Source organism: Cupriavidus sp. FW216-B1 (genome assembly GCF_058789195.1).
Genome location: NZ_JBYTEL010000001.1, coordinates 321,764 through 343,796, shown reverse-complemented (window position 1 = coordinate 343,796; position 22,033 = coordinate 321,764). Strand labels below are relative to the sequence as shown.

The 22,033-nt window shown below is 70.0% G+C and carries 20 protein-coding genes; 15 read left to right on the top strand and 5 right to left on the bottom strand.

Going from position 1 to position 22,033, the window contains the following annotated elements:
* The first annotated feature begins 69 nt into the window (after positions 1–69).
* From AC3WXD_RS01380 to AC3WXD_RS01350, 7 genes are all read left to right on the top strand, one after another.
* A complete protein-coding gene (locus tag AC3WXD_RS01380; protein WP_059414075.1) occupies positions 70–801 on the top strand; it encodes an iron-containing redox enzyme family protein in 732 nt (243 codons plus the stop codon).
* Positions 802–881: 80 nt separating this feature from the next.
* The gene (locus AC3WXD_RS01375) at positions 882–1,238 is read left to right on the top strand and encodes a 2Fe-2S iron-sulfur cluster-binding protein (RefSeq protein ID WP_020204125.1); all 357 of its coding nucleotides are present in this window, start codon (positions 882–884) and stop codon (positions 1,236–1,238) included.
* A 48-nt stretch (positions 1,239–1,286) separates the two neighbouring features.
* Positions 1,287–1,595 (top strand): hypothetical protein, encoded by a 309-nt coding sequence (locus tag AC3WXD_RS01370; protein WP_020204124.1) that lies wholly within the window; start codon positions 1,287–1,289, stop codon positions 1,593–1,595.
* Positions 1,596–1,675: 80 nt separating this feature from the next.
* Positions 1,676–2,056, top strand: coding sequence for a 2Fe-2S iron-sulfur cluster-binding protein (locus tag AC3WXD_RS01365; protein WP_029043843.1), 381 nt, complete (start codon positions 1,676–1,678; stop codon positions 2,054–2,056).
* 191 nt (positions 2,057–2,247) lie between these two features.
* Entirely contained in the window at positions 2,248–3,789 is a 1,542-nt protein-coding gene (locus tag AC3WXD_RS01360; RefSeq protein WP_059414069.1) for a hypothetical protein, read from the top strand.
* A gap of 67 nt (positions 3,790–3,856) precedes the next feature.
* The gene (locus AC3WXD_RS01355; protein WP_059414067.1) at positions 3,857–5,332 is read left to right on the top strand and encodes a gamma-glutamyltransferase family protein; all 1,476 of its coding nucleotides are present in this window, start codon (positions 3,857–3,859) and stop codon (positions 5,330–5,332) included.
* 48 nt (positions 5,333–5,380) lie between these two features.
* Positions 5,381–6,001, top strand: coding sequence for a glutathione S-transferase family protein (locus AC3WXD_RS01350; protein WP_492322867.1), 621 nt, complete (start codon positions 5,381–5,383; stop codon positions 5,999–6,001).
* Positions 6,002–6,034: 33 nt separating this feature from the next.
* Here AC3WXD_RS01350 and AC3WXD_RS01345 read toward each other — a convergent pair whose 3' ends face one another.
* On the bottom strand, positions 6,035–7,222 hold the full coding sequence (locus tag AC3WXD_RS01345) for a thiolase family protein (protein ID WP_059414064.1): 1,188 nt from the start codon (positions 7,220–7,222) through the stop codon (positions 6,035–6,037).
* Positions 7,223–7,273: 51 nt separating this feature from the next.
* Here AC3WXD_RS01345 and AC3WXD_RS01340 point away from each other — a divergent pair, with 51 nt between their 5' ends.
* The 7 genes from AC3WXD_RS01340 (at position 7,274) to AC3WXD_RS01310 (ending at position 14,244) form a co-directional block, all read left to right on the top strand.
* Positions 7,274–7,396, top strand: a complete 123-nt coding sequence (locus tag AC3WXD_RS01340; protein WP_492322866.1) for a hypothetical protein — start codon at positions 7,274–7,276, stop codon at positions 7,394–7,396.
* Positions 7,397–7,482: 86 nt separating this feature from the next.
* A complete protein-coding gene (locus tag AC3WXD_RS01335) occupies positions 7,483–8,034 on the top strand; it encodes a TetR/AcrR family transcriptional regulator (RefSeq protein ID WP_059414061.1) in 552 nt (183 codons plus the stop codon).
* A 361-nt stretch (positions 8,035–8,395) separates the two neighbouring features.
* Complete coding sequence (locus AC3WXD_RS01330; RefSeq protein WP_492322865.1) at positions 8,396–9,580, top strand: acetyl-CoA C-acyltransferase; 1,185 nt, start codon at positions 8,396–8,398, stop codon at positions 9,578–9,580.
* A gap of 52 nt (positions 9,581–9,632) precedes the next feature.
* Positions 9,633–10,439 (top strand): enoyl-CoA hydratase/isomerase family protein, encoded by an 807-nt coding sequence (locus AC3WXD_RS01325; RefSeq protein ID WP_492322864.1) that lies wholly within the window; start codon positions 9,633–9,635, stop codon positions 10,437–10,439.
* A 2-nt stretch (positions 10,440–10,441) separates the two neighbouring features.
* Entirely contained in the window at positions 10,442–12,370 is a 1,929-nt protein-coding gene (locus tag AC3WXD_RS01320; protein ID WP_492322863.1) for an acyl-CoA synthetase, read from the top strand.
* Positions 12,371–12,458: 88 nt separating this feature from the next.
* Positions 12,459–13,448, top strand: a complete 990-nt coding sequence (locus AC3WXD_RS01315; RefSeq protein WP_059414057.1) for a Bug family tripartite tricarboxylate transporter substrate binding protein — start codon at positions 12,459–12,461, stop codon at positions 13,446–13,448.
* A gap of 91 nt (positions 13,449–13,539) precedes the next feature.
* Complete coding sequence (locus tag AC3WXD_RS01310) at positions 13,540–14,244, top strand: TetR/AcrR family transcriptional regulator (RefSeq protein WP_020204112.1); 705 nt, start codon at positions 13,540–13,542, stop codon at positions 14,242–14,244.
* On the opposite strand, the gene AC3WXD_RS01305 is transcribed toward AC3WXD_RS01310, so the two are convergent.
* From AC3WXD_RS01305 to AC3WXD_RS01295, 3 genes are all read right to left on the bottom strand, one after another.
* Positions 14,239–15,414, bottom strand: a complete 1,176-nt coding sequence (locus AC3WXD_RS01305) for an OpgC domain-containing protein (protein ID WP_020204111.1) — start codon at positions 15,412–15,414, stop codon at positions 14,239–14,241. The genes AC3WXD_RS01310 and AC3WXD_RS01305 overlap by 6 nt on opposite strands.
* Positions 15,415–15,779: 365 nt before the next feature.
* Entirely contained in the window at positions 15,780–16,793 is a 1,014-nt protein-coding gene (locus AC3WXD_RS01300; RefSeq protein ID WP_231401636.1) for a Bug family tripartite tricarboxylate transporter substrate binding protein, read from the bottom strand.
* Between the two features lie 210 nt (positions 16,794–17,003).
* Complete coding sequence (locus AC3WXD_RS01295; protein WP_492322862.1) at positions 17,004–17,747, bottom strand: hypothetical protein; 744 nt, start codon at positions 17,745–17,747, stop codon at positions 17,004–17,006.
* Positions 17,748–18,197: 450 nt separating this feature from the next.
* Between AC3WXD_RS01295 and AC3WXD_RS01290 the strand changes: the two genes are divergently transcribed.
* Positions 18,198–21,380 (top strand): EAL domain-containing protein, encoded by a 3,183-nt coding sequence (locus AC3WXD_RS01290; RefSeq protein WP_492322861.1) that lies wholly within the window; start codon positions 18,198–18,200, stop codon positions 21,378–21,380.
* Between the two features lie 3 nt (positions 21,381–21,383).
* On the opposite strand, the gene AC3WXD_RS01285 is transcribed toward AC3WXD_RS01290, so the two are convergent.
* Entirely contained in the window at positions 21,384–21,965 is a 582-nt protein-coding gene (locus AC3WXD_RS01285) for an amino acid synthesis family protein (protein ID WP_020204106.1), read from the bottom strand.
* Positions 21,966–22,033: the final 68 nt, after the last annotated feature.

Below are 22,033 nucleotides of genomic sequence, written 5' to 3'. Positions count from 1 at the left end.
TACACATTGATTCACCGGCAGGGCCACAGCGGCCCGATTCCAACGCGATCCCAACCCTGGAGCCCCCAAATGCCCGAACTCATGAACCGCGAAGTCTTCCGCACCGCGCTCGAAAACGCCATCAAGGGCAAGAGCGCCAACAAGGCCCCCTTCAGCATCGCCTGGGCCAGCGGCAAGCTCTCCCGCGATCACCTCGCCCGCTGGGCCGAGAACCACTACCACTACGTCGGCCCCTTCGCCGACTACCTCGCCTACATCTACGCCCGCACCCCCGACCGCTTCACCGAAGCCAAGGACTTCCTGCTCGCCAATATGTATGAAGAGGAAATCGGCGGCGACCGCCATACCGACCTGCTCATCCGCTTCGCCGAAGCCTGCGGCACCACCCGCGAGCGTGTCATCGACCCCGACAACATGTCCGCCACCACCCGCGGCCTGCAAAGCTGGTGCTACGCCGTCGCCATGCGCGAGGACCCCATCGTCGCCGTCGCCGGACTCGTGGTCGGCCTGGAGTCGCAGGTGCCTTCCATCTACCGCAAGCAGACCCCCACGCTGCGCGAGAAGTACGGCTTCACCGACGAGGAAGTCGAGTTCTTCGACCTGCACATCGTCTCCGACGAGATCCACGGCGAGCGCGGCTACCAGATCGTGCTCGAACACGCCAACACGCCCGAACTGCAGCAGCGCTGCCTGAAGATCTGCGAGATCGGCGCCCAGATGCGCCTGCTCTACACCACCGCGCTCTACCACGACTACGTCGCCCAAGAAATCCCGCTGCCCGAGCTCGAACTCGCCGCCTGAAGGCGCGTTGAATTTGCCATGACGCGGGCGGCATCGCGCGATGCCGCCCGCACCAGAGAGACCGCCCGCGGGACAGTCGTATGCCGAAAGTCGTATTCCACAAGAACGGCGAGACCTATGAAGACGAGGTCAAGCCCAACACCAACCTGGTGGTGCGCGCCGGGATCAAGCAGTTTCCGTATCCCAACCTGCGCTACGAGTGCGGCATGGGCAAGTGCTCGAAATGCGCATGCCGCGTGATCGCGGGCGCCGAGCACCTGCCGCCGCCCAACTGGAAGGAAAAGAAGCAGCTCGGCGAGCGGCTGGAACAGGGCTACCGCCTGACCTGCCAGCTCTGGCTGGAGCATGACATCGAACTGGAGCAGGACGAGCTGCCGGCGCAGAGCGCCGCCGCCGCGCTCCAGCCGGCCACGATAGCGCCGGCAGCCAATCCGTAATCTCCGGCAATCCGCCGCAACCCACCGCATCCAGCAGGCAGCGCAGTCATGTACGTCATTCTCAGCAGCAAGCCAGGCCAGTTCCGCACCGAGCTCGTCGACGGGCTGGTGGCCGTGGAGGCCTACGACTACCTTTTCTACGGCCGCAAGACGGCGCAATACGTGATCGCCGAGCTGGCGCATCCGGTCAAGCTCAAGGTGGTGGAGGAAACGGAAGCCGACAGCGCCGCGCCGCCGCTGATCAACTACGTGCCCTCCAAGTTCCTGGAAAAGTTCGACACGCTCGAAGACGCGCGCCAGGAACTCAGGCACCTGGCCAGCTTCGGCAGCATGGACATCGCGCTGGTCAGGCGCTGAGCCCGCCGCCCGCCCCACGACAAACCCCGAGTATGACCGGCACGGCGCCGGGCAGCCCCCTCATGCAATCGGACCGCCCCATGATTGAAATCACCTTCCTCACCAACGGCAGCAAGGTCGTCAGTGCTCCCGAGAACAGCAACCTGCTGCGCGTGTCGCTGCGCGAGAAAGGCGGCATCCCCTTCAAGTGCGGCGGCGGCCTGTGCGGCACCTGCAAGTGCAGGATCGAACAAGGGCGCGAATCCACCGACGCCATCAAGCCCAAGGAACGCCGGCACCTGACCGACGAGCAGTTCGCGCAGGGCTACCGCATGGCGTGCCAGACCTTCGTCAACGGCGACATCAGCGTGTCGTGGGAGCCGCAGGCCGACCCCGCCAGGCCGCCCTCGATCGCCGTGCGGCCCACCGCGGCCGCGCCGGCGCCCACCGCCCCGGCAGCCAGCACCACCGACGCCGAATAGGCACGCGGACGCCGTTCGCCGTCACGCCGCGGGCGCCCTGCCCGCCGCGGGACGTGCGCGCGCCGCCCCTCCGGCAGCCGCCGGTCCGCGCCAGGGTTGCCGCCCCGGCGCGAAGCCGGCTACGATGCCGCCTCTGCACGGACCGGCAGCGCCAGCCCCCAGGCGCGCCGGCACAGGAGACAAGCCCCCAAATGGATTCACACATCGCCCTCGGCGCGGCCCACTGGGTCTACCTCGCCGGCGTGTTCGCCATCGTGCTCACGATGGTGTTCCGCGCCAACGTGGTGGTGCCCGCCATCATCGCCACCTTCCTGGTCACGCTGGCCTGGACCCACAACCCGGTCAGCGCACTGGCCAGCATCTTCAACGCCAGCTTCGTGGCCGCGCGCGAGCTGTTCAACATCTTCCTGGTGATCGCGCTGATGACGGCGCTGCTCAATGCGCTCAAGGCGCTGCGCTCCGACGTGCGCATGGTCGAGCCGTTCCGCGCGGTGATGAAGAACGGCCACGCGGCGTACTTCATGCTGGCGGCCATCACCTACGCCATCTCGCTGTTCTTCTGGCCCACCCCGGCGATCCCGCTGGTGTCCGCCATCCTGCTGCCGGCCGCGATCGCCGCCGGGCTGCCGCCGCTGGCCGGCGCGATGGCCATCGCCATCGCCGGCCAGGGCACGGCGCTGTCGTCCGACTACGTGATCGGCGTGGCGCCCGGCATCAGCGCCAAGGCCGCCGGCGCCGCGGTCAGCGCCACGATGGTGGCGGACCGCGCGCTGGTGCTGTCGCTGATCACCGGCGGCATCGCGCTGACGCTGGCCTACCTGTCCATCCGCGGCCACATCCGCCCCGCCAGCGCCAGCCTGCTGGAGCGCTGGCAGGGCCGCGCGCCCGACGCGGACCTGGCCCGCGTGGAAGCCGCCGGCAGCTTCGACAAGAGCGAGCTGGCGCGCGGCACCGCGCACGGCGAGCCGCTCGGCACCGATGCGAACATCGCGCGCAGCCTGTCGATGGTGGAGCAGCGGCGCATCAAGTGGTCCAAGGCCTTCGCCATGCTCACGCCGCTGGCCTTCGCCGCGGTCATCGCGCTGATGGTCTCGCCCAAGCTCGGCCTGGGCATGGCCGAGCTCAAGGGCGGCGAGGCCGCCGCGCTGGTCGGCGGCACCGCCGCGCTGCTGATGATCCTGTGCACGCTGGCCGCCGAAGGCCCGCGCAGGATGCTCGACACCAGCGCCGAGCACATCACCGACGGCTTCGTGTTCGCCTTCAAGGCGATGGGTTCGGTGCTGCCGATCGCCGGCTTCTTCTTCATCGGCGCCGGCGACACCGCCGGCGCCATCCTGCAGATTGGCGCCGGCCACGCGCCCAGCCTGCTGTTCGAGCTGATCCAGGGCGCCGAGAACTGGATCCCCAGCAACCACGTGCTGGTGGCCTTCGGCGTGCTGCTGGTCGGCATGATCACCGGCATCGACGGCTCGGGCTTCGCCGGCCTGCCGCTGACCGGCACGCTGGCCGGCGCGCTCGGCCCGACCGTCGGGCTGGACGCCGCCACCTTGTGCGCGGTCGGCCAGATGGGCGCGGTGTGGACCGGCGGCGGCACGCTGATCGCCTGGTCCTCGCTGGTGGCCATCGCCGGCTTCGCGCGCGTGCCGGTGCTCGACGCCGTGCGCGCGCTGCTGGTGCCGGTGCTGGCCGGCCTGGCGGTATCGACGATGTGTGCCGTGGTGCTGTGGCGCTGAAACGCCGCAACGCCGAAACGCTGAAACGCAAGCCCCCCATTCCCCTCACCTCGATGGAGCAAACCGCATGACAACCGCAATCCCGCCCGAAGGCGTGCGCGCGCCGCACTGCATGGTCGCCACCGGCCACCCGCTCGCCGCCCAGGCGGCGCTGCGGGTGCTGCGCGAAGGCGGCAGCGCCGTGGACGCGGCGCTCGCGGCCGACGCCATCCTCGGCGTGGTGGAGCCGATGGCCACCGGCATCGGCGGCGACATGCTGGCCATGATCGTCGAGCCCGACGGCCATGCGGTCAGCTACAACGGCACCGGCCGCGCGCCGGCCGCCTTCCCCGTAGAGGCGCTGGCCGGTCTGCCCAACCAGCGCATCCCCGAGCGCCACGCGCTCTCGCTGACCACGCCGGGCGCGGTGCGCGGCTGGGAAGACCTGCACCGCCGCTACGGCCGCATGGAGTGGAAGCAGTTGTTCGCCCCGGCCATCGCGCTGGCGCGCGACGGCTTCGCGGTGGCGCCGGTGGCCGCGCGCGAATGGGCCGTGTTCGACCGCGTGCTGCACCAAGACCCGGTCTGCGCCGCGCTCTACCGTGCCGGGCGCCCGCCCGTGGCCGGCGAGACCTTCAGCAACCCGGAACTGGCCAGGGTACTGAGCGCCATCGCCGCCGAAGGCGCCGACGCCTATTACCTGGGCGCGCCCGCGCAGGCGGCCGAGACCGCCAGCCGCCATGCCGGCGGCGCGCTGGCCGCGGCGGATTTCGCGGCCCACCGCGGGGACTTCTGCACGCCGGTTTCCACCGAGTTCCGCGGTCTGACCATCCTCGAGTGCCCGCCCAACACGCACGGCGTGGCCATCCTGCACGCGCTCGACGAGCTCGGCCAGCTCGATCCGGCCCTGCTGGCCGAGGACGATCCCGCCGCCGTGCTGCGCACCGTGCGGGCGATGGGCCGCGCCATGCAATACGCCAAGCAGACCGTGGCGGACCCGGCCGGCAACACCGTCTGCACCGTGGTGGTGGACCGCGACGGCCTCGCCGTCACGCTGATGACCAGCATCTTCAAGCGCTTCGGCTCCGGCATCGCGGTGCCGGGCTGCGGCTTCGTGCTGCAGAACCGCGGCTTCGGCTTCGCCGGCCCGGGTCACATCAACAGCCCGGCACCGGGCAAGCGCCCGTATCACACCGTGGTGCCGGGCGCGGCGCTGCGCGACGGGCGCTTCCACGCCGGCTTCGGCGTGGTCGGCGGGCTGATGCAGCCGCAAGGCCAGCTGCAGTTGCTGGTGCGGCTGGCGGCGTGGCAGCAGCCGCTGCAAGCCGCGCTCGACGCGCCGCGCTGGCGGCTGGAGTCCGACACCGCGCTCGCCATCGAAGCCGGCACGCCGCCGGCCATCGCGAAGGCCCTGCGCGACGCCGGCTACGGCGATCCGGCCGGCCTCGGCGAACTCGGCGGGCGCAGCGATTTCGGCGGCGCGCAGATCGTCATGCGCGATGCCGACGGCAGCCTGCTGGGCGCGTCGGACAAGCGCAAGGACGGCATCGCGCTGGGCGAGTGAGCCCGGCGCCGCCCCTTCCCAACCCTCGAACCAACCCGCACCCCATCCGTGACCCTGAAGATCTACGGCATCGCCGCCTCGCGCGCCATCCGCCCGCTGTGGGCGGCCGAAGAACTCGGCCTGCCCTACGAGCACGTTCCGCTGCACTACGCCTCGCCCGAAGCCAAGGCGCCGGCCTACCTGGCGATCAATCCCAACGGCATGGTGCCGGCCATCGACGACGACGGCCTGGTCCTCTACGAATCGCTGGCCATCACCCTGTACCTCGCGCGCCGGCACGCCGGCCGCGTGCTGTGGGACGGCACCGCGCGACAGGATGCCCTCATCCTGCAATGGACGCTGTGGGCCGCCACGATGGTCGAGCCGCTCACCACCCAGCTCGCCCAGCACACCCGCCTGCTGCCGCCGGCGCAGCGCGACCCGGCCCAGGCCGCCGCCGCGCTGGCCGCGCTGCGCAAGCCGCTGGCCGTGCTCGACGCGCATTGCGCGCGCCAGCCCTACCTGCTCGGCGACAGCTTCACCGTGGCCGACCTCAACCTCGCCGCGGTGCTGCATCGGCTGGCCGACCTGGACGCGGCGGACCTCGCCAACGTGGCCGCGTGGCACCAGCGCTGCGTGGCGCGGCCGGCGGCGCAGCGGGCCTTCGCGCTGCGGCAGAAGACCGCCTAGCGCCGCGTCGGTCCGGCGCCTCAGTCCAGCGCCTCAGTCCAGCGCTTCAAGCGCCAGCGCGATGCCCTGGCCGCCGCCGATGCACAGCGTCACGATGCCGCGCCGGATGCCGTCCGCGCGCATCGAGTACAGCAGCCGCGTGGTCAGCACCGCGCCGGTGGCGCCGATCGGATGGCCGTGCGCGATGGCGCCGCCGTCCACGTTGATGATGTCGAGCGGCAGGCCCAGCTCGCCGGCCACCGCCAGCGGCACCGCCGCGAACGCCTCGTTGATCTCCACGCGCTCCACGTCGCCCAGCGCCCATTGCGCGCGCTGCAGCGCCTGGCGCACGGCCGGTACCGGGCCCAGGCCGAACAGGCCCGGCTCGACCGCGCCGACGCCGTAGGCCACCAGCCGCGCCATCGGCACGAGGCCCTTCGCCTCGGCCAGCGAGCGCTCGGCCACCACCATCGCCGCCGCGCCGCTGTTGAGCCCCGGCGCGTTGCCCGCCGTGATGGTGCCGTTCTTGCGGAACGCCGGCTTCAGCTTGCCGAGGATCTCGAAGGTGGTGTCCGGCCGGTTCGCCTCGTCCACGCTGAACGTCGCCATGCCGCCCTTGGCCTTGACCGGCACGCCGACGATCTGCGCGGCAAAGCGGCCCTGCTCCTGCGCGCGCGCGAAGCGCTGCTGCGAGCGCTCGGCCCAGTGGTCCTGGTCTTCGCGGGTCAGCTTGCTGCGCTCCACCAGATCTTCGGTGTGCCAGCCGGAATGCTCGCCCGAGAACGCATCCACCAGGCCATCGCGCAGCATGCTGTCGTACAGCACCGCGTCGCCCATGCGGCTGCCCCAGCGCCCGGCCGGCATCAGGTAGGGCGCCTGGTCCATGTTCTCCATGCCGCCGGCGATCGCCACGTCCACGTAGCCCAGGCGGATCTCGTCGGCCGCGCTGGCGATGGCCTGCGCGCCGGAGCCGCACACGCGGTTGACCGTCATCGCCGGCAGCGAAACCGGCAGGCCGGCGCCGCGCGCGGCCTGCCGCGCCGGGTTCATCTTGTTGCCGGCCTGGATCACGTTGCCGAACACCACGCTGCCGACCAGCTCCGGGTCGAGCCCGGAGCGGCGGAACGTCTCGGCGATCACCGCCGCGCCGAGCTCGGTCGCCGGCGTCGATTTCAGTGCGCCGTTATAGGCTCCGATTGCCGTTCGCACCGGATGGCACAGCACCACGTCTCTCGCTTTCATCACATCGCTCCTGGTTGGGGCGAACGTTCCGCCCTTGCGTCATTCGATTGAATGACGATCATCATACTAAAGAACCGGAAAGAAGATGAAGCGCCGGATGCCGGCGTATCCGCCACTTCTACCACCGTGGACCGGCCATTGAATGATGACCGTCATGCCATCGTCATGGCATGATGTGGCATCGGCTGCCGGTCGCTTCATCATCCGGATATGATGATCGTCATCCAATCAGCGCCGCCCTCAACCTACGGAGTCCAATCGTGCGTTACTCGCCGGAACACAAGGCCGAAACCCGCAAGCAGATCGTCGAGGCCGCCGCGGCCGAATTCCGCGAGCACGGCATCGACGGCGTCGGCCTGGCGCAGCTGATGAAAAGCGCCGGGCTGACCCACGGCGGCTTCTACGCGCACTTCGATTCCCGCGATGCCCTGGTCGCCGACGCGGTCGACGCCGCCTTCGGCCAGACCACGGCCTTCCTCGAAGCGGCCGCCGCGGCGGCGCCCGCGCGGCAGCGCAAGCGCGCGATCCTGCACGCCTACATGAACCGGAAGCACCGCGACAAGCCCGCCAGCGGCTGCGCCATCGCCGCGCTCGGCGCCGACGTGTCACGGCTCGACGCCAGGACCCGCAAGCGCTTCGAGGCCGGCGTGGCGGCGCTGATCGAACTGATCGCGGGCGACGACAGCGCGTCGTCGCGCAAGGACGCGATCCTGATGCTCGCCACGATGGTCGGCGGCCTCGTGCTCGCGCGCGCGGTGCGCTCGGAGGCGCTGTCCACCGAAATCCTGGATACCGTGCAGGCGTCCCGCTAGCGGCGCGCGGCGGCGCGTTGCACCACCGCGCATCGCCATCGCTTCGCATGCGAACCATTATTTTCGCGCGGTGATGTGGCTGCCGCCGACCCTCTTTTTTTCTCTCTCCCTCCTCTTCCCGCTTCATCGAGGTAAACCCTCGCCAGCCCGCCGCGCGCTTGACCTGCCGAAATCCGCTAACTAGCATGTAGACAGTGGATACACCGAGACGGCCACCCGGCGCGGGTGCCTGGACACCCGGCAAACCGGCGGCATCCTGGCAACCAGCCGGATCGCTCCGCCCAAATCTATCCACTGTCTATATATGCCACGCACCAGGACCGGAAGTCCCCGTGCGGATACCCATACCAAAGGAGAACCCATGTCTCGCGCAGTGATCGTTTCCTACGCCCGCACCCCCATCGGCAAGGCCGGGCGGGGCGCCTTCAACCAGACGCACGGCGCCACGATGGCGGGCCACGTCATCGAGCATGCCGTGCGGCGTGCCCGCCTCGAAGGCGGCGAGGTGGAAGACGTCATCTTCGGCTGCGGCCAGCCGGTCGCCGCCACCGGCGGCAACGTGGCCCGCACCGGCGCCATCCGCGCCGGCCTGCCGGTCTCGGTGAGCGGCACCACGCTCACGCGCTTCTGCGCTTCCGGCCTGCAGGCGGTCGCCTTTGCCGCGCAGCGCGTGCTGGTCGACAAGGTGCCGGTCATGGTGGCCGGCGGGGTCGAGTCGATCAGCCTGTCGCAGCCGGTCACGCTCAAGGTGGCCCAGCAGGAAGCGTGGCTGGCCGAGCACCGGCCCGACGTGTACCTGCACATGATCGACACCGCCGAGATCCTGGCCCGGCGCTACGGCGTGTCGCGCGAGCGCGCCGACGCCTTCTCGCTGCGCAGCCAGCAGCGCACCGACCGCGCCCAGCAGGCCGGCCTGTTCCGCGACGAGATCGTGCCGCTGGCCACGCGCAAGGGCGTGACCGACAAGGCGACCGGACAGACCACCACCGAGGCCTGCCTGCTCGAAGCCGACGAAGGCAACCGCCCGGACACCACGCTGGAAAAGCTCGGCGCCCTGCCCCCGGTCAAGGGCGAGGGCTACCAGGTGACGGCCGGCAACGCCAGCCAGTTGTCGGACGGCGCCGCCGCGCTGGTGGTGATGTCCGAGCGGGAAGCGCAGCGGCGCGGGCTGGCGCCGCTGGGCTATTTCATCGGGCTGGCGACGGCCGGCGTGGAGCCGGACGAGATGGGCGTCGGCCCCGTGCGCGCGGTACCGCGCCTGCTCGAGCGCAACGCGCTCACCGTCGACGACATCGACCTGTGGGAGCTCAACGAGGCCTTCGGCTGCCAGGCGCTGTACTGCATCGACCAGCTCGGGCTGCCGGAGGAGCGCGTCAACGTCAACGGCGGCGCCATCGCCATCGGCCACCCCTACGGCATGACCGGCGCGCGCCAGGTCGGCCACCTGCTGCTCGAAGGCCGGCGCCGCAAGGCCAGGTACGGCGTCGTGACCATGTGCGCCGCCGGCGGCATGGGCGCGGCCGGCCTGTTCGAGTTCATCCACTGAACGACCGGAAAGCCAACAAACAAGACGGCGCACGCTGACAGGAGACAAGCCAATGACAACCAACCCGACCACCCCCATCACCGAATACGACACCGTGTTCGTCGACCGCGACGGCGGCTGCGGCATCGTCACGATGAACCGGCTCGAGAAGTACAACGCGCTCAACGCCACGCTACGCAACGACATCCACGCGGCGATGTCGGCGCTGATGGCCGACAAGACCATCCGCGGCATCGTGCTGTGGGGCGGCACCAAGGCCTTCGTCTCGGGCGGCGACCTGGTCGAGATGCTCAAGCGCCGCCCGCTCGATGCGTTCGGCCCCACCAGCGGCGCGTCCGACCTGTGGGCGCTGATCCATCACAGCACCGTGCCGGTGGTGGCGGCCATCGCCGGGCCGTGCTTCGGCGGCGGCCTGGAGCTGGCGATGGCCTGCGACCTGCGCGTGGCTGCCGACAACGCGCTGATGGGACAGACCGAGACCAACGTCGGCCTGATCCCGGGGCGCGGGGGCACCCAGCGCCTGGTGCGGCTGGTGGGCGCGACGCGCGCCAAGGAAATGATCTTCACCGGCGAGATCATCAAGCCGGACGAGGCCTACCGCATCGGCCTGGTCAACAAGGTGGTGCCCGCCGCGCAGCTGCTCGACGAGGCCAAGGCCTACGTGCACCGCATCGCGGAGAAATCGCCGCACTCGATCGCCCTGGCCAAGCTGATGATCAACAACGGGCAGGACACCAACCTGGATACGGCGCTGATGATGGAGCAGCTTGCCTTCGCCACGCTGTTCAGCACCGACGACATGCACGAAGGCGGCGATGCCTTCCTGAACAAGCGCCGTCCGGCCTACCGGGGATCCTGACCATGACGCAAGCCGCCATCGAAGCCGCCGCCCGCGCGCGGCGGGACCTCTACCAGCCCGGGCTGCGCGTGGCCACGCTCGGCGACATCGAGCGCTTCGAGCAGACCCCGCTGCCGGCGCGCGACCTGCCGGCCAGCACCTACGACCTGCTGCGCCTGGCGCGCGACCGCGCGCCCGACGCGCCCGCGCTGCACCACTTCGCCTCCGGCGACGAGCTGGAGCGCGCCACCACCGTGAGCCACGGCCAGTTGTTCGGCCGCATCACCCAGACCGCCAACCTGCTGCATGCGCTCGGCCTGGGGCCGGCCGACGTGATCGGCATCCTCATGCCGGTCGCGCCGGAGTCGCAATACGCGCTCTGGGGCAGCGAGGCGGCCGGCATCGCCTGCCCCGTCAACTGGATGCTGGAGCCGGAGATCATCCGCACCCTGCTCGCCAACGCCGGCGCGAAGGCGGTGATCGTCTACGGCCCCGACCCGGACATCGAGGCCTGGAACAAAGCCATGCTGATCCGCCGGGAGCTGCCCGGCGTGCGCCACTGGATCAAGGCCGGCGGCGGCCCCGCGAGCGAAGATGGCGTGGTCGACCTGCTGGCCGAGCTGCCGCGCTTCGGCGCCGAGACGCTCGACAGCGGCCGGCGCATCGCCCCCGGGGACACCGCCTCGATGTTCCACACCGGCGGCACCACCGGCACGCCCAAGCTCGCCCTGCACACGCACGGCAACGAGGTCTTCATGGCCTGGGCCAGCGGCATGCAGTACGACGTGCAGCCCGCGGACGTGCGCGTGTGCGGCGTGCCGATGTTCCACGTCACCGGCGTGCTGACCAACTGCCTGATGCCGCTCGCGCGCGGCGCCTCGGTGGTCATGCTGACCTCGGGCGGCTGGCGCGATCCCTCCGTGATCCGCAACATCTGGCGCATCATCGAGCGCTTCCGCGTCACCACGCTCAGCATGGTGCCAGCCGTGGTCAACATGCTGCTCAACATCCCCATCGAGGATGCCGACATCGGCTCGCTGCAGGCCGCCACCTGCGGCACCGCGCCGCTGTCGACGGCCATCGCCGAGGCCTTCGGCAGGAAGACCGGCTCGGTCATTCTGGAAGGCTACGGCCTCACCGAAGGCACCGCGCTGAGCGCCTGCAACCCGCGCCACGGCGAAGCGCGCACGGGCTCGATCGGGTTCCGCATGGCCTACCAGCAGATGAAGGCGGTCAAGGTGGCCGGCCGGCGCATCGTGCGCGACTGCGAGCCCGGCGAGCCGGGCGTGGTGGTGGTGCGCGGGCCCAACGTCTTCGCCGGCTACCTCGACCCGGCGCACAACCGGGACATCTGGTTCGACGGCGGCTGGTTCAACACCGGCGATCTCGGCTACATGGACGCGCAAGGCTACTTCTGGCTGACCGGCCGCGCCAAGGACCTCATCATCCGCGGCGGCAACAACATCGACCCGCGCATGATCGAGGAAGCGCTGTACCGCCATCCGGCCGTGTTCGACGCCGCGGCGGTCGGCATCCCGGACGCGCACGCGGGCGAGCTGCCGGTAGCCTACATCGCGCTCAAGCCGGGCAGCGACTATCCGCTCGGCCGCCTCAGGCACTACGCCTACGAGGCGATTCCCGAGCGCGCGGCGGTGCCCAAGCAGTTCTATCTGGTCGACGCCATTCCCAAGACCGCGGTCGGCAAGATCCAGAAGAACGTGCTGCGCGGCGACGCCATCCGGCGCGCCCAGCAGCAGATGCTGGCCAATGCCGCCGCCGGGGCGCCGCTCCCCGTGCGCGACATCCGCGTGGAAGACCGCGGCGACCTCGGGCTGGCCTCCACGCTGGTGCTGCCCGCCGCCATGAGCGAAGCCGAGCGCGCCGCGGCGATGGCCACCATCGAGACCGCCTTCGCCACGCTGACCACGCGCTACTCGGTGGTGTACGAGTAGCACGGAAAGGCTGGCGAAAGCCAGCCGAAATGCGGAACCGAGAACTGATCGAAATCAGATCGAAAACAGATCAAGACAGGAGACAACCATGACCACGTCCAACACGGCCGCGCGCCTCGCGGCCGGGGTGGCCGGCTTGCTGCTGCTGGCGCCCCACCCCGCGCATGCCGAAAAGCCGGCGGATTACCCCACCCATCCGATCCGGATCATCGTGCCCTACGCCGCCGGCGGCGGCACCGACATCATCGCCCGCACCGTGGGCGCGGCCCTGTCGCGGCAGATGGGGCAGCCGGTCGTGGTGGACAACCGGCCCGGCGGGCAGACGGTGGTGGCCTACTCGATCGCCTCGAAGGCGGCGCCGGACGGCTACACCCTGCTGCTCAACAACTCCGCGCACAGCATCCAGCCGGCGCTGTTCAAGGACCTGCCCTACGACGCCATCAAGAGCTTCCGCGGCGTGGCCGGGATCGCGGCAGCGCCCGTGGTGTTCGTGGTGGACCGCAAGCTGCCGGTGACGGACCTCAAGAGCTACCTGGCCTATGGCAAGGCGTCGCCCGAGCGGCTCAACTTCGGCTCCTTCGGCGCCGGCACCGGCTCCCACCTGTGGGGAGAGATGCTGGCCTCGGTCAGCGGCATCGACATGATGCACGTGCCGTACAAGGGCTCCGCGCCGGCGATCCAGGACCTGATCGGCGGCCAGATCAACGGCCTGTTCGTCGATCCGCTGGCGATCAAGCCGCACATCCAGGCCGGCACCGTGCGCGCGCTCGGCGTGACCGGGCCGCGCCGCTGGAAGGGCCTGGAGAGCGTGCCCACCTTCGCCGAGCAGGGCTATCCGCAGTTCGCCGACGTCGGCTGGTTCGGCCTGTTCGCGCCGGCCGGCACGCCGGACGCGATCGTCAACCGTCTCAGCGCGGAGGTCGCGAAGGCGGTGGCGGTGCCCGAGGTCAAGGCCCGGCTGCAGGAGCTGGGCACCGAGCCGAGCGGCACCACGCCGGCCGCGTTCGACGCGCAGATCCGCAAGGACGCGGAGCGCTGGGCCAGGGTGGTCGCCGAAAAGCACATCACGCTGCAATAGCAATCACCATCGCCGCGCGCGCGGATGCGGGGCGGGCGCGCTGCCGTTGGCGCTAACATGGAGGCCTGACGACACCGCCCACGGCAACACCATGACCAACGCCACCACCCCGCCGCCCCGCCAGAGCTACCACCACGGCAACCTGCGCGAGGAAATGATCCGCTGCGGCAGGGAGATCCTCGCAACCGAAGGCGTCCACGGCCTGACGCTGCGCTCGGCGGCGCGGCTCGCGGGGGTCTCGCACGGGGCGCCGCGCAACCAGTTCGCCGACAAGGAAGGACTGCTCGCCGCCATCGCCGCCGACGGCTTCCGCGAGCTGGTGGCGATACGGCGCGCCCGCATGTCGCCCGACATGACGGCCGAGGGACGGCTGCTCACGGTGATGGACGGCTACATCGAATTCGCCGTCAGGCACCCCGCCCTGTTCTACCTGATGTTCGGCCCGCAGATCGTCGGCAAGGAGAATTACCCCGAGCTGCTGGAGGCGGGCGCGGCCTCCTACCAGTTGCTCTACGGCGCGGTGCAGGACTATTTCAGCGAGAACGGGCTGGACGCGCAGTTCGACGACATGATGGTGCGCTGCGCCTGGTCCGCCATGCACGGCGTCAGCATGTTCTTCAGCGCCAAGCCGACCGGGCCGACCACGCGCCCGAAGGTGGCGCTGGCGCAATGGCGGCAAGGCGTGCAGCAGTTCGTGCTGACCGGCCTGCTGGCCGCCGGCAGGGAGAAGGCGGCATCGGCCGCATCGGCCGCGCCGAAGCCGCGGACGCGGCAGCGCGCCGCGGCCCGCTCATAGGCCGCGGCCGTTCGCGCAGGGCACCGCGCGCAACTGCCGGGCGGCCACCGCCGCCTTGCGCCCCTCCTTGCGCCGCCCCCACCAGCCGCCGATCACCAGCAGCAGCGCCACCGCCACGATGTCGCCGCCCAGCGCGATGGGCCGCGAAGGCCGCCCGCCGGCGATGCCGTAGGTAAAGCCCTCGATCACCACCGACACCACCGCGCCGAACACGAAGCAGAACAGGCTGTGGCGGCCGATCTGCACCACCGGCCCCATCACCGAGGCCAGCCGCGCCACCCAGCCCGCGCGCACCGCCAGGTAGGCCAGCCACGCCAGCCCGAGGAAGCTCGCCACGCGCAGCGCCGCCAGGCTCTTCTTGGGCAGCGGGAAGACCATCGTCGGCAGCCATGCCGGCAGCCACGGCTCGTACACGTGTGGGCGCATCCACAGATAGGCCAGCAGCACGCCGGCCAGCGTCATCGCCACCGCCAGCACCGTCACCACCCAGCGCACCAGCGGCTGGCGCGGCAGGATCACGTCCGGCCGCAGGCGCGACATCAGCCCCAGGCCGAACATCAGTTGCCACGCGAACGGGTTGAAGCTCCAGCCGTTGCCGTCGCTGCTCGGCAGCAGCGGCGTGAGCATCGGCGCCATCAGCCACAGCAGCGCGCTGGCGCCGACGAAGGTCAGCGGCCGCGCGCGCGCCATGCGGATCGACAGCGGCGCGCACAGGATGAAGACCGCGTACATCGGCAGCACGTCGGAGACGAAGGGCTGGCGCGCCACGCTGAACACCTCGATCAGCGTGCTGAACGGATGCGCCATGAAGATCGGCGCCTCGGTGGACACCACCGCCGGCGCCGGCACGCGCGCGAGCGCCAGCAGCAGGCCGAACACCAGCATCAGCAGCCCGGTCAGCACGAAGGCCTTGTAGATTTCCCAACTGCGCCGCACCAGGCGGCTCTGCGCGGCGGCCGCGCCATGCCGCGCCTCCATCGCCAGGAAGGCGGAGCTGGCCGAATAGCCGGCCAGGAAGACGAAGATCTCCGCCGCGTCGAAGAACGCGAAATTGCGGATGGTGTAGTCAGCCAGCACGCTGCCGTTGACGTGATCCACCACGATGAAGATCAGCGCCACGCCGCGGATCAGGTCGACCTCAGTTCTGCGCTGGGTTTCGTTTGTCGCCAAAAGCCTCTCCTGCATCACAGGCAGCGGGCGTCCCGACAAGGCGCCCCGCCACCCCGGACCCGCCATATGGCGAATCCGCTACCTGTTTCACTATGAAATCCGGCACGTTGGACAGCGCAAAGACAAAAATGTGCCGCGCCCGCGACGCGGCCTGCCCTGGCGGCCAATGCACCGGGCGAGATGATACGGCATATTGGGGATTACCCTAGGGCAAGGCTGCCGGGGGCTGGGGAAACGCGGGAGGGCGGGAAGGCGGGAAGGCGCGAGGGAGGAAAGACGGCGCCGGCTCGCGCGAGCCGGCGTGCGGAGAGCGCGGACGGTTGCCGGTACTGGTGCCGGTACTGGTGCCGGTGCCCGATTCCGGCCTACGACTGCAGCGGCTGGATTTTCGCGCGATGCACGATCGCGCGCCATTTCAGGGTTTCGCTGGAGATGGTCCTGGCGAACGCTTCCGGCGTGCTGCCCACCGGCTCCAGGCCGAGACCCAGCAGCTTCTCGCGCACCTCCGGCTGGCGCAGCACGGCGGCCGCGTCGGCCTGCCACTTGCGCACCACCGCGTCCGGCGTGCCCTTGGGCGCCACCAGTCCGTACCACGAAGTCACGTCGAAGCCCGGATACGACTCCGCCACCGTCGGCACGCCCGGCAACTGCGCCAGCCGGTGCGGCCCGGCCACCGCGACCGCCACCAGCTTGCCCGAGCGGATGTGCTGGAGCACGCTCGACACGCCCGCGAACACCATCTGCACCTGCCCGCCCAGCACGTCGTTGAGCGCCGTCGCGATGCCGTTGTAGGGAACGTGCACGGTCTTGATGCCCGCCTCCAGGTTCAGCAGCTCGCCCGCGAGGTGCGCGCCGCTGCCGTTGCCCGGCGAAGCGAAGTTCAGCTCGCCCGGATGGGCGCGCGCGTATTCGACCAGCGCCTTGAGCGTGTGCGCCGGCAGGCCCGGATTCACCACCAGCACGTTCGGCGAGGTCGCCAGCAGCGTGACCGGCACGAGGTCCTTCACTTCGAAGCCGAGCTTCGGGAACAGAATCGGGTTCACCGTCAGGTTACCCGCCGGCGCCAGCGCCAGCGTGTAGCCATCGGCCGGCGCGCGCGCCGCCGCTTCCATGCCGATATTGCCGGCCGCGCCTGGCTTGTTGTCGATCACCACCGGGCGGCCCCACTGCTCCGCCAGCTTCTGCCCGACCAGGCGCGGCAGCGCATCCGCCACGCCACCCGCCGCGAACGGCACGATCACCCGGACCGGGCGCGCCGGATAGCCTTCCGCCCCGGCCGGCCCCGCGGCCGGCGCCGGCAGGCTCGCGCAGGCCAGCAAGGCGGCGCCGGCGATGCGGATGACAAGGGAATCGGCCAACAGGCGGACAAGACGGTTCACTTCTGACTCCAGAAACATGGAAAGACAACAAGCGCGCCGGGACCGCGCGCGCTTGTAGATCAGACCGATGTTATCGGGCCGCCCGCTACTTGTATAGACAACTTTTCGGCTATGGAAAGGCGGTTTTCGCATATGGGCACGGCCGCCAGCGCCGAGGATGCGCAAAAAAAAGGCCGGCTCGCCGCCGGCCAGGGTGCGCAGCAGGCGCCCCTATTGCGCCGCCGCCGGCGCAGCCGCCGCGCTCACGGCCTGCGTGGCCTGTTCCATGAAGAATGCCGCGCGCAGTTTCGCGCTCGCGGATTGCGTGCTGGCATCGACCGACTTCATCAGGTTGGGATAGTCGGGCGCCTCGTCCCATTCACCGGCCACCGGCGTGGTGATCTGTACCGGCTCATACCATTCCAGCCGGTTGGTGCGCAGGTCGATCATCTGCCCCACCAGCGACACGTAGCCCACCGGCGCGCCCAGCGGCATGAACGCATAGTAGTTGCGCTGCGTGCCCAGCCACTTGGATTCGATCAGCAACAAGCGGTCGGCCCCGTACCGCTTGGCCAGCGGCCGGTAGTCCATCTTCGCGACGCCGTCGCCAGAACCCTCCGTGAACTTCGCCAACTGCTCCGTATCGAGCGGCTCCGGCACCAGCACGGTCTTGATCTGGCGCGACTCCAGCCCCTGCGCGAACGCCTGGGGCAGGTTCTTCACCGCCGAGAAATCCTGCTGCTGCAGGCGGTCCACGATCGCCTTGGCGTTGGCCTTGTTGATCGCGTAGTCGAGAACGCCCTGCGCGCCGGTCATGCTCTGATTCGGCTCCGGCAGTTTCTGCACCGCCACCGCGACGGTGCTCGCGCGGTTGTCGAAGAGCTTCGCGGAAGCGGGAATCGGCGTCTGAACGACGGCACAGCCACCCAACAAGCCCAGCGCCAGGAACAGCCCGGCAAGACGGATACGACCCATGATTCTCCTGTTTGATTTTGTAGAGTGAGGCTGCGCGCTACCGGCCCATCAGGCGCCCGCGCGCCGCAATCTGGCAGATTCGACGATCTCTGGCGTATTCATCCAAATTGACGCTTGTGTTGACCAAAGACGATATACACCTGCTGCCATTGATTGCAGATATCGGCACGGATGCCTGCTCCTGAATCCCCACCGAAGTCTGGGCCCGCGGCGCGTATGCGCCATCCCCGTGCGTGCCGGCTTCCCCGGCCGCCACATGCACCCTCCTGCGGCACGCACGCACCGTCACGGGGAATATCCGCCAAACGCTAAAGCCGCGGCGCGCGGGCGTCGATATGGGAATGCCAGCCAACCCTCCAGCCAGGCCCGGCATCTTTCTTGCCTCTTTCCCGCCAGCCCGTTGGAGTGCGCCATGAGTCACCCTAAATAATGCGCGACGGTGCGCGCACGATGAAAGACAATCCCTTCTTCCGGTTTCTCGGGCGCCTGCGCGTGGGCCGCAAGCTGCTGCTGATCTATCTGCTGGATCTGAGCGCGGTGGTCTATATCAGCGGGATACTGATCCACGAGAAATACATCGCCATCGATTTCTCCAACAAGGAGATCGGCGGCAACATCTACCTGCACACGGTGCGCGACGCGCTGGCCGACGTCGCGCTGACCGAGGCCGGGGCGCGGCCGCCCGCCGCGCGCTTCGAGCAGATCGGGGCTGAGCTGGCCCACGCCGAGCAGCAGTACGGCACGCACATGCAGAGCGCCGAGCTGAGCCGGCGCGTGCGCGCGGCACTCGCCGCCATCGCGCGCGAGCCGCAGCCCACGCCCGCCACCGTGGGCGAGGCCCTGGAGGCCTGCCGCGAGCTCGTCACGCGCATCGGCAACCAGTCCAACCTGATCCTCGACCCCGACCTCGACAGCTACTACGCCATGTCGCTGTCGATCCTGCGCTATCCGGCACTGGTCGACGCGGTGCACGGCATCGGCCGGCGCCTGCACGACGGCATGCACGGGCAGGAATCCCGCGAGGCCCTGCGCACGCGCTACCTCGTGCTCGAAGGCCAGCTCGACGCGGTGCTGGAAGGCCTGCGCTCCGACCTCGCCGAGGCCGGCGCCGCCGACCGCGCGCTCGGCACCGCGCTGGCGCCTTCCGTGGCGCGCATGCGGGCCGCGGTGGAAGCGTACCGGCACGCCGCGCGCATCGTGGTGAACGGCAGCGACAAGACCGACCCCGCCCTGCTCGCCAACCTCGACACCGCGCAGCAGGCGCTGGTGCTGAGCGTGCGCGACACCTGGCGCGACACCAGCGAGCAGCTCGACACGCTGCTCCACGCGCGGGTGCGCGGGCTGTTCTCGCGCATGTGGCTGCATCTGGGCACCGCGCTGTTCCTGCTGTGCGGCATCCTCGGCATGGTGTACTTCGTCGCGCAGCAGATCTCGCGGCCGCTGCGGCAACTGGCGCGCGTGATGGACACCGTGCGCCGCACCGGCGACCACACGCTGCGCGCGAGCTGGCACAGCCAGGACGAGATCGGCCAGCTGGTGCGCGGCTTCAACGAGATGCTGGAGCAGCTCGACCGCGAGCGCGACGTGCAGAAGGAACTCGCCGCCACGGCGCGCGCCTCCGCCGCGCAGCACGCGCTGGTGGAAGCCACGCCGGTGCCGATGATGGTGACGGCGGTCCCCGGCCACGAAGTGCTGCACGCCAACCAGCCCGCGCTCTACTGGCTCAACGGCTGCACGGCCGACCCGTGGGCCTTCGCGCTCGACTCGCCCGTGCGGGCGCGCTTCTTCCAGCAGTTGTCCGACCGCGACGCGGTGGAGGAATTCGAGGTGCGCTGGAAGGCCAGCGCCGAGCCGACCTGGGCCATGCTGTCCGCGCGGCGGCTCAAGTTCCAGGGGCGCGACGCGGTGCTGACCGCCTTCACGCCGATCAACCAGATCAAGCTGATGGAGCAGCGGCTCGAGCTGTGGGGCAAGGTGTTCGAGGCGTCCTCGGAAGCGATCCTGATCCTCGACCAGGAGCGGCGCCTGCTGACGGCCAATGCGTCGTTCTACCGCGCCACCGGCTATCGCGCGGAAGACGTCACCGGCAAGCTGCCCGAGTTCGTCGTCGCGGCCGCGGGCGGCACGCCGCTGATCGAGGGGCTGGCGACGCTGGTCGACCTGTCGAGCGTGTGGAACGGCGAGGCGCAGATCCGGCGGCGCTACGGCGGCGACTACCCGGCCTGGCTGATGATCAGCGCGGTGCGCGACAAGCGCGGCAACGTCTCGCACTACATCTGCACGCTGATCGACATCACCGACCGCAAGAAGAGCGAGGCGCGCATCCAGTTCCTGGCCGAGCACGACGTGCTCACCGAGCTGCCGAACCGCGCGCTGTTCACCAAGCGCCTGGGCACCGCGCTCGAGCGCGCGCGAAACTCGCCGGCGCGCGTGGCCGTGCTGTTCATCGACCTCGACCGCTTCAAGGACATCAACGATTCGCTCGGCCACCACATCGGCGACGCGCTGCTGCGCTCGGTGTCGCGGCGCCTGCTGCAGGCCGTGCGCAGCGGCGACACCGTGAGCCGGCTGGGCGGCGACGAATTCACCGTCATCCTGAACGACATCGGCGGCGCGGCGGACGTCGCCAGCACCATCGACGACCGCCTGCTGCCGCTCGTGCGCGAGCCGCACGCGATCGGCGGCGCCACGCTGCAGGTCTCGTGCAGCGTGGGCGTGGCGATGTACCCGGACGACGGCACCGACATCGACACCCTGATGCAGAACGCCGACGCGGCCATGTACCAGGCCAAGGCGGCCGGGCGCAACCTGGTGAAATTCTTCTCGCCCGACATCGCCGAGCGCGCGCGCCAGCGGCTCACGCTCGAAGCCTGCCTGCGCACCGCGATCGAGCGCCAGGAACTGCGCCTCGCCTTCCAGCCCTGCCTCGACGCGATCACCGGCGCCGTCATCAGCGTGGAAGGGCTGCTGCGCTGGACCCATCCGCAGCTCGGCAGCGTGATGCCGGCCCAGTTCATCCCGATCGCGGAAGACACGCGCCTGATCATCCCGATCGGCGCCTGGGTGATCGACGAAGCGTGCCGCCAGCTCGCGCAGTGGAGCACCGCCGGCCTGCCCGGCATCCGCATGTCGATCAACCTGTCGGCGATCCAGCTGCGCGACGCCGACCTGGCCGCCACGCTGCGCGCGAGCCTCGCGCGCCACGCCGTCGCGCCGGAGCGGCTCGAACTGGAGATCACCGAGACCGTGCTGATGGACAGCGCGGAAAACTATCTCGACGCGATCAACGCGATCCGCGCGCTCGGCGTCAAGCTGTCGCTCGACGACTTCGGCACCGGCTACTCCAGCCTCAGCTACCTGAACCGCTTCCCGCTCGACCGGCTCAAGATCGACCGCGCGTTCGTGCACGACATGCTCGACGCGCCCGCCGACCTCGCCGTCATCAAGGCCATCGTCGAACTGGGCCACGACCTCGGCCTGCGCGTGGTCGCCGAAGGCGTGGAAAGCCGGCACCAGGCCGACATCCTGCGCAGCCTCGGCTGCGACGAGCTGCAAGGCTTCCTCTATGCGCGGCCGATGTCGGCGCAGGCGCTGGAAGACTGGCTGCGGGAGCAGGCGCTGGTGGATGCCTGAGCGCTATCGCTGCCCGTCAGCCCCGACGACATTCTCCTTGAGCAGGCCACCGAGACGCGAATGCACGCGGCCGCCGGTGCCCATGACCAGCGCGAACAGGATCTCATCGGGGCGCGGCGCGTCCTGGATGCCGATCTCGATGCTGTTGAAGTGGCTGCGCACGTAGGACGCATGGATGTAGTGCACCGGCACCATCATCCGGTAGCCGGCCGAGGCCACGGCCTTCACCGCCGGCACCATCGCCTTGGGCTCGCCGAGCACGGTGCGCATGGCCCAGCCGCCCGCCTCGTGCCACACCGCGCCATGCTCCATCTCGCCGTTGATGCCGACGATGGCGGCCTTGCTGTAGACCTCCACCTTGTCCTTGCCGCCGAGCGTGTCGACCAGTTCGCCGGCGAGCAGCGAGCCGAGCGAGCGCAGCTCCGACATGAACGGCATCAGGTCCGGCTCGTAGCGGCCCGCGTAGGGATTGCGGATCACCGCGCACGACGCCGCCAGCTTGAGCGGCTTCTCGGGCGGCGGGCCGCCTTCGTGATACGTGGTTTCGACGATCAGGCAGCGCTTGCGGATTTCGATCAGGGACACGGGAAACTCTCCAGAAAACACAGAAAAAAGCGGGCAACGCCGACCGCACGGCCAGCGCAGCCAGCACG